At 70.3% G+C, this 7,007-nt stretch carries 8 protein-coding genes; all 8 read left to right on the top strand.

Going from position 1 to position 7,007, the window contains the following annotated elements:
- Positions 1-73: 73 nt before the first annotated feature.
- A complete protein-coding gene (locus tag NQU54_RS35035) occupies positions 74-730 on the top strand; it encodes an HAD family hydrolase (RefSeq protein WP_257634543.1) in 657 nt (218 codons plus the stop codon).
- A gap of 24 nt (positions 731-754) precedes the next feature.
- A complete protein-coding gene (locus tag NQU54_RS35030) occupies positions 755-1,975 on the top strand; it encodes an MFS transporter (RefSeq protein WP_257634542.1) in 1,221 nt (406 codons plus the stop codon).
- On the top strand, positions 1,944-3,116 hold the full coding sequence (locus NQU54_RS35025; protein ID WP_167502651.1) for an acetoin utilization protein AcuC: 1,173 nt from the start codon (positions 1,944-1,946) through the stop codon (positions 3,114-3,116). The genes NQU54_RS35030 and NQU54_RS35025 overlap by 32 nt, the downstream gene beginning before the upstream one ends.
- Positions 3,117-3,252: 136 nt before the next feature.
- Positions 3,253-4,068, top strand: a complete 816-nt coding sequence (locus NQU54_RS35020; RefSeq protein WP_100809264.1) for a phosphatase — start codon at positions 3,253-3,255, stop codon at positions 4,066-4,068.
- Positions 4,069-4,197: 129 nt separating this feature from the next.
- The gene (locus NQU54_RS35015) at positions 4,198-4,407 is read left to right on the top strand and encodes a helix-turn-helix domain-containing protein (protein WP_014053989.1); all 210 of its coding nucleotides are present in this window, start codon (positions 4,198-4,200) and stop codon (positions 4,405-4,407) included.
- Positions 4,408-4,536: 129 nt separating this feature from the next.
- Positions 4,537-4,635 (top strand): 30S ribosomal protein bS22, encoded by a 99-nt coding sequence (locus NQU54_RS35010; protein ID WP_003948845.1) that lies wholly within the window; start codon positions 4,537-4,539, stop codon positions 4,633-4,635.
- A gap of 211 nt (positions 4,636-4,846) precedes the next feature.
- Positions 4,847-5,890 (top strand): NAD-dependent epimerase/dehydratase family protein, encoded by a 1,044-nt coding sequence (locus tag NQU54_RS35005; RefSeq protein ID WP_257634541.1) that lies wholly within the window; start codon positions 4,847-4,849, stop codon positions 5,888-5,890.
- Positions 5,891-5,904: 14 nt separating this feature from the next.
- Positions 5,905-6,945 carry a lysophospholipid acyltransferase family protein gene (locus tag NQU54_RS35000; protein WP_257634540.1) on the top strand — a complete coding sequence of 347 codons (1,041 nt, stop codon included), beginning with the start codon at positions 5,905-5,907 and terminating at the stop codon, positions 6,943-6,945.
- The last annotated feature ends 62 nt before the right edge of the window (positions 6,946-7,007 follow it).

Raw genomic sequence — 7,007 nt, 5'->3', positions numbered from 1 at the left:
TTTTACGAAAAGCCCGGTTGAGAGCTTCGGCTCCCAACCGGGCTTTTCTCATTGCGCTTTGTAGGCTGACCGTATGAGCTATGACCTGGTCATCTTCGACAACGATGGAGTGCTCGTCGACAGCGAGCCCATCTCCAATCGGCTTCTCGCCGCCTATCTCACGGAGTTGGGGCATCCCACCAGCTACGAGGACTCCATACGCGACTACATGGGCTCCGCCCTGCACCGCGTCCACGATCTGGTCCTCGAGCGCTCCGGCAGACGGCTTCCGCCGGACTTCGACGCCACCTTCCACGCCCGGGTCTTCGACGCCTTCCGCCGCGACCTGCGCCCGGTGGCCGGTGTGGCCGAGGTTCTGGAGAAGCTGCGGGCCGATGGGATCCCGTGCTGCGTCGCCTCCTCCGGAAGCCATGCGCGCATCCGGGTCGCCCTCCGTACGACCGGGCTGTACGACCTCTTCGGCGAGGACCACATCTTCAGCTCCGAGGACGTGGGCCGGGGCAAGCCCGCCCCGGATCTGTTTCTGCACGCGGCCGAGCGGATGGGCGTGGCGCCCGCGCGCTGTGCCGTCGTCGAGGACAGCCCGCTCGGGGTCCAGGCCGCTGTGGCCGCCGGGATGGATGTGTACGGCTACACGGCCATGACACCCGCCGCCAAGCTCTCCGCGGCCCGAGCCCGCTTTGTCGACATGGCCGAACTGCGAGCACTGCTCACCTCTACCCACAAGTAGTCCGGGGCCGTACGCTCCACGGCCATGACGGATTCGCCTCCGAGCCGCCGGCTCCGGCATGGCCGGGCCTCGTTGGCCATCAGCTTCTTCGTCCAGGGCGCGGTCTTCGCTCTGCTGGTGACGCGGATACCCGCGTTGCAGGACCGGTACGGGGTCTCCGACGGGCTGCTGCCCGTCTTCCTGGCCGCCGTGCCGATCCTCGCCGGAGTGGGCAGCGTCGGCACCGAACATCTCGTCAAACGGATGCGTCCGGGACTCGTCCTCCGCGTCGTCCAGCCGATCGTCTCCCTCGCCCTGCTGGCCGCCGGATCGGGTACGGCGGTGTGGCAGCTCGCCTCGGCGCTCGCGGTGTTCGGGCTGACGGTCGGGGCGCTCGACGCGTCGATGAACATGCTCGGGGTGAGCCTCCAGCGCGCGTACGGGCGCAGCATCATGCTCGGCTTCCACGCCGCGTACAGCCTGGGCGGGATCGCCGGGGCCTCGCTCGCCTGGGCGGGCGCGCACTGGGACCTGTCACTGACCACGCTCTACGCACCGCTCGTGGCCACCCTGGTGCCCGCCGCGCTGATCGCCAGTCGCTGGTACCTCGACGACCGGAGCATCCCGCGGACCGGACCGTCCCCGGCGGCGGAGGCGGGTGGCGCCGCGGTGAGCATGCGGGTGCTGCTGCCGCTCTGTCTCGTCATGGCCTTCGCCTATATCGGGGATTCCACGGTCTCCAACTGGAGCGCCAAGTATCTGGAGGACGTGCTGCACAGCTCGGAGCAGCTGGCCACGGTCCCGTACAACGTCTATATGGTCACCACGCTCCTCGGCCGCTCCTTCGGGGACCTCGGGGTGCGGCGCTTCGGCGCGGCCGCCGTGGTGCGGGCCGGGGCGCTGCTCGCGGGCGGCGGGTTCGCGGTGGTCGCGGCGGCGCCCGGGGCATGGGCGGGGATGGCCGGGTTCACGCTGCTGGGGCTGGGGTTGTGCGTGCTGGTGCCGCAGACCTTCGCGGCCGCGGGGCGGCTCTTCCCCGGGGCGTCCGATGCCGCCGTCGCCCGCCTCAACATCTTCAACTACGTGGGCTTCCTCATCGGCTCACCGCTCGTCGGCGCGCTGGGCGGGCTGTGGAACTACCGTGCGGCGATGCTGGTGCCGATGGTGCTCGTGCTGGTGACGATCCGGTACGCGAGGTCGTTCAGCCCGGTACCAGCCGGATACGGTGACGGGCATGAGCGGCCGCGCACAGTTGATGTGGGATGAGGAAGTAACCGGATACGACTTCGGCGCCGGGCATCCGATGGACCCGGTGCGGCTGGCGCTGACCATGCGGTTGGTGCAGGCGTACGGGCTGGATCGGGCGGTCAGGGTGGTCGCCGCCAAACCGGCCGGGGAGTCGACGCTGCGCCTGGTCCACGGGCAGGAGTACATCGAGGCCGTACGGCGCGCCTCGGCCGCCCCGGAAGCGGCGGACGGTTCGTACGGCCTGGGGACGATCGACGATCCGGCCTTCGCGGGGATGCACGAGGCGTCCGCGCTGATCGCCGGGCAGTCGGTCGGCGCGGCGGAGGACGTATGGCGCGGAGAGGCGCTGCACGCGGTGAACTTCTCGGGCGGGCTGCACCATGCGATGCCCAGGGCCGCGTCGGGGTTCTGCGTCTACAACGACGCGGCGCTCGCGGTCGCCCGGCTGCTGGAGCTGGGGGCGGAGCGGGTCGCGTACGTGGATGTGGACGTTCACCACGGGGACGGCGTGCAGGCCGCCTTCTGGGACGATCCGCGGGTGCTGACGATCTCGCTGCACGAGCACCCCCGGACTCTGTTCCCGCAGACCGGCTGGCCGGAGGAGGCGGGCGGGGAGGGCGCCGAGGGCTCGGCGGTCAATGTGGCGCTCCCGGCCGGGACCTCGGACGCGGGCTGGCTGCGGGCCTTTCACGCGGTGGTGCCGGAGCTGCTTGCGGCGTTCCGCCCGCAGGTGCTGGTGAGCCAGCATGGCGCGGACACCCATGTGGAGGACCCGCTGGCCCACTTGGCGGTGACCGTCGACGCGCAGCGGGCCGTCGCGGAGAGCTGTCACCGGCTGGCGCATGAGCACGCGGACGGGCGCTGGGTCGCGCTCGGGGGCGGTGGCTACGCGGTGGTGGACGTGGTGCCGCGGTCCTGGACGCATCTGGTCGCGATCGCGGCGGGGCGGCCGGTGGAGGCCACCACGCCGGTGCCGGAGGAGTGGCGGCAGGAGGTGTACCGGCGGACCCGGATGGACGCGCCGCGGCGGATGACGGACGGGCGGGAGCCGAACTGGCAGGAGTTCGGCGAGTCCGGGTACGACCCCGCGGACCGGCTGGACCAGGCGATCCTGGCGACGCGCCGGGCGGTCTTCCCGCACCACGGGCTGCTTCCGTGAATCGCCCCGCGGAAAGCCGCTCGGCGCCTTTCGGGAGCGCCCGCACGAGGAGCTGATCCAGCGGGCGTTACGCCAACCGTGGGGTCTGCCGGCGTATCCGGGCGGCCGGCGGGGTGTGTCCGCCAGCATCGGTGGAGTGTTGAGTACCGCCGCGCTGCGTGCGCATCTGCTGGCGGCGCGGCTCGCCGGACCGGTGGCGACGAGCCGGGAGGAGAGCCTGCGCCGCTATCGGCTTTTCGCCGCCCGGGACCCCCGGGTGCTGCTCGGTCTGGAGCCCGAATACGACTGGTCCTTTATGGAATTGCTCTGCCTGATGGGCGACAAATGCGGGGTTTCGATCGACCCGGCCAATGTTTCGGGGCCGGATGTGATCGATCCGGAGCTGACGATCGCCGCGCTGCATGCCTTCGCGGACCGGCTGCGCGGCGCCGCCAGGACCCGGCTCCCCGTGCTCCTGGGCACCGGCCACCCCCACCGTCTCCTCGGTTTCTACGCCGCGTTGGCGTCGGCGCTCTCGGCGGCCGGCTGCCGTGTCCTCACTCCCGCGGAGGGTAGATGTATCGACATAACGACGCGGTTCGGCGTACGCACCCACCAGCTCGCCTACGTACGAGGTGTCGCGATGGTGCGGGCGCCCGGCGCCCGCCCGACGGCGAGTGAGCCGGGCGCCCACAGTCATTCGCCGCTCCCGGTTCGGGTCGCCCTCGGCTGTGCCGCGGAGTCCGGCGGCCCGCTGCCGGGGCTGGTCATCGGGGACCACGGATGGGTCTGCGGAGCAGGTCAGCTGGGCTTTGAGGCCATCGGGCTGGGGGACACGGACGACCCCGCGCTGTTCGTCGGGGAGGCCGAGGGACGGGTGTCCGTCGCCGTTCCGCTTGATGACGGTGTGCGGTCTGGTTACTACCGGCCGATTACTCGCTATGTACTCAATCGAGCGTGTCTGTCACAGTAGGCGTCCGATCGCTACTCCTCTTCCCCACTTGCATCACCCGCCCCTAACCTGGGGAGGAGCGCGCATGCGACAAGGAGTCACCGGAGGGGAAGCCGGTGCCCGACATGTGCGGAAGGTTCAGGTGTTGTCATGGCTGCTGGCGAACGGCCTCTGAACGAGGTTCAGTTTCTGACCGTGGCGGAAGTCGCCTCGGTGATGCGAGTGTCCAAGATGACCGTGTACCGCTTGGTGCACAGCGGTCATCTGCCGGCGATCCGGGTGGGCAGGTCTTTCCGGGTCCCAGAGCAAGCGGTTCATGAATACCTCCGCGAATCGTATGTGGGGGTGGAGTCCGCCTAGGCCCATTCCGGGGCCCGGGGAGGACCCTCGGATTACGTGGTTCGCTCGGCGGCGGGTAGGCTGGCCCGATGTAGGTCGTGTGGGCTCGGACGCCCCGCACCGAGTGAATCGAAGTGAGCGAGGGTAGTCGTGGGCTCTGTTATCAAGAAGCGGCGCAAGCGGATGGCCAAGAAGAAGCACCGCAAGCTGCTCAAGCGCACGCGCGTCCAGCGTCGCAACAAGAAGTAGGCAAGCGGCGCTGTGTTCGTCCCGCAGCCCTTCCACCACAGGTGGGAGGGCTGCGGCGCGTGCATGGCACCGGTCTTCGCCACGGCCGTCCCGTTGGCCCCGGCTTAAAACGTCGCACCGCGCGGCGAGTGGTCATCACAGTGCAACATCGAGCGGTTACGGTGTTCGGCACAGCCCAGCTCGGACGAGGGTGGGAAGGAAGGCGCTGATCTTGGGAAAGGTCGTGCTCGTCACCGGAGTCGCTCGCCGGCTGGGAGGCCGTTTCGTCCGGCGCATACAGCGCGAACCCGATGTCGAGCGGGTGATCGGCGTGGACGCCGTGCCCCCCGAACACCACCTCGGCGGCGCCGACTTCGTCCGGGCCGATATCCGTCATCCCACGATCGGGAAACTGCTCGCCGAATACGGTGCCCACACCGTCGTCCACATGGATATCAACGGCACTCCGCTGGGGGCGCGCGGCAATCGCACCTCGGTCAAGGAGACCAATGTCATCGGCACCATGCAGCTGCTCGGCGCCTGCCAGAAGGCCCCGTCGGTGCAGCGGCTGGTGGTGAAGTCCAGCACCAATGTGTATGGCTCCGCGCCCCGCGACCCCGCCGTCTTCAGCGAGACCACCCCGCCCAAATCCCTGCCGAGCGGGGGCTTCGCCAAGGACACCGTCGAGGTCGAGGGATATGTGCGCGGTTTCGCCCGGCGCCGCCCCGATGTCGCGGTGTGCGTGCTGCGCTTCGCCAACATCCTGGGGCCGTGCGCGGACTCCCCCCTCGCCGAGTACTTCGCGCTGCCGGTGCTGCCCACCGTGATCGGCTACGACCCCCGGCTCCAGTTCGTCCATGAGAAGGACGCCATCGAGGTGCTGCGGATCGCGGCCTCCGAGCCGCGCCGCTCCACGCTCAACAGCGGCACGTTCAACATCGCCGGAGACGGGGTGCTGCTGCTCTCCCAGGCCGCCCGGCGGCTCGGCCGCCCCACCCTGCCGCTGCTGCTGCCCACCCTGCGCTGGGCCCGCACCGCGCTGCGGTCCCTCGGCATCACCGACTTCTCGCCCGAGCAGATCCGGCTGCTCACCCACGGCCGGGTCGTGGCCACCAACCAGATGCGCGAGACCCTGGGATTCGAACCCGAGCACACCACCGCCGGCGCCCTCGCGGACTATGCGCACAGCCGTGGTCCCGGGCTGCTCCCGCCCGAGACCCTCGCCCGTACCATCGACCGGCTCGCCGCGCTGCTGCCCGCCGGCGCCCAGACGTGAGGAGCGCAACCACCATGGCGGATGCCAAGGTCATTCCGTTCGGTGAGGAACCACGGTCCCGGAGGAAGGTCCCTCGGCTGGGCCGTGGCGGCCGCTCCCAGGGCTCGCTCAAGCCCGTACCGCAGCAGCGCGACGAGGAGCCCGAGGACCCCCAGACGGCGGCCGCGGCCGTGCCGCCCCTGCCGCCCGGCTCGCCCAAGCCCGCCCCGGGCAGCGGCGACTGGGAGCGCAAACTGGCCCACGGGCTGAGCTTTCTGCGCCGCCGGATCACCGGGGACTACGAGGTCGACGACTTCGGCTACGACCACGATCTGACCGAGCAGGTCCTGATGTCCCTGCTCCGGCCGCTGTCCGACAAGTACTTCCGGGTCGAGGTGAAGGGGATCGAGAACATCCCCGACAGCGGTGGTGCGCTCGTCGTCGCCAACCACTCCGGGGTGCTGCCGCTGGACGGGCTGATGCTCCAGGTCGCGGTGCACGACCACCACCCGGCCCAGCGCCATCTGCGGCTGCTCGCCGCCGACCTGGTCTTCGTACTGCCGGTCATCAACGAACTGGCCCGCAAGGCGGGCCACACCCTCGCCTGCGCCGAGGACGCCCAGCTGCTGCTGGAGCGCGGCGAGGTGGTCGGGGTGATGCCGGAGGGCTTCAAGGGGATCGGCAAGCCGTTCTCGGAGCGGTACAAGCTCCAGCGCTTCGGGCGGGGCGGCTTCGTCTCGACGGCGCTGCGCGCGGGGGCGCCGATCGTGCCGTGCTCGATCGTGGGCGCGGAGGAGATCTACCCGATGGTGGGGAACTCGAAGACCCTGGCCCGGCTGCTCGGCCTGCCGTACTTCCCGATCACGCCGACCTTCCCGCTGCTTGGGCCGCTGGGCGCGGTGCCGCTGCCGACGAAGTGGACCGTCCAGTTCGGCGAGCCCATCCCCACGGACGGGTATCCGCCGGAGGCGGCGGACGATCCGATGCTGATGTTCAACCTGACCGACCAGGTACGGGAAACGATCCAGCACACGCTCTACAAGCTGCTGGTGCAGCGGCGGTCGGTGTTCTTCTGACGGTTGCCCGGCCGGGGGCGGTGTGGGCGGCGCGGCCACCCGGCCCGACGGACGGAGTCCGG

Origin of the sequence: Streptomyces malaysiensis subsp. samsunensis, from assembly GCF_024519315.1 — a bacterium.
Taxonomy (GTDB): Bacteria; Actinomycetota; Actinomycetes; order Streptomycetales; family Streptomycetaceae; genus Streptomyces; species Streptomyces malaysiensis.
This window is presented reverse-complemented; position numbering and strand designations above follow the sequence as displayed.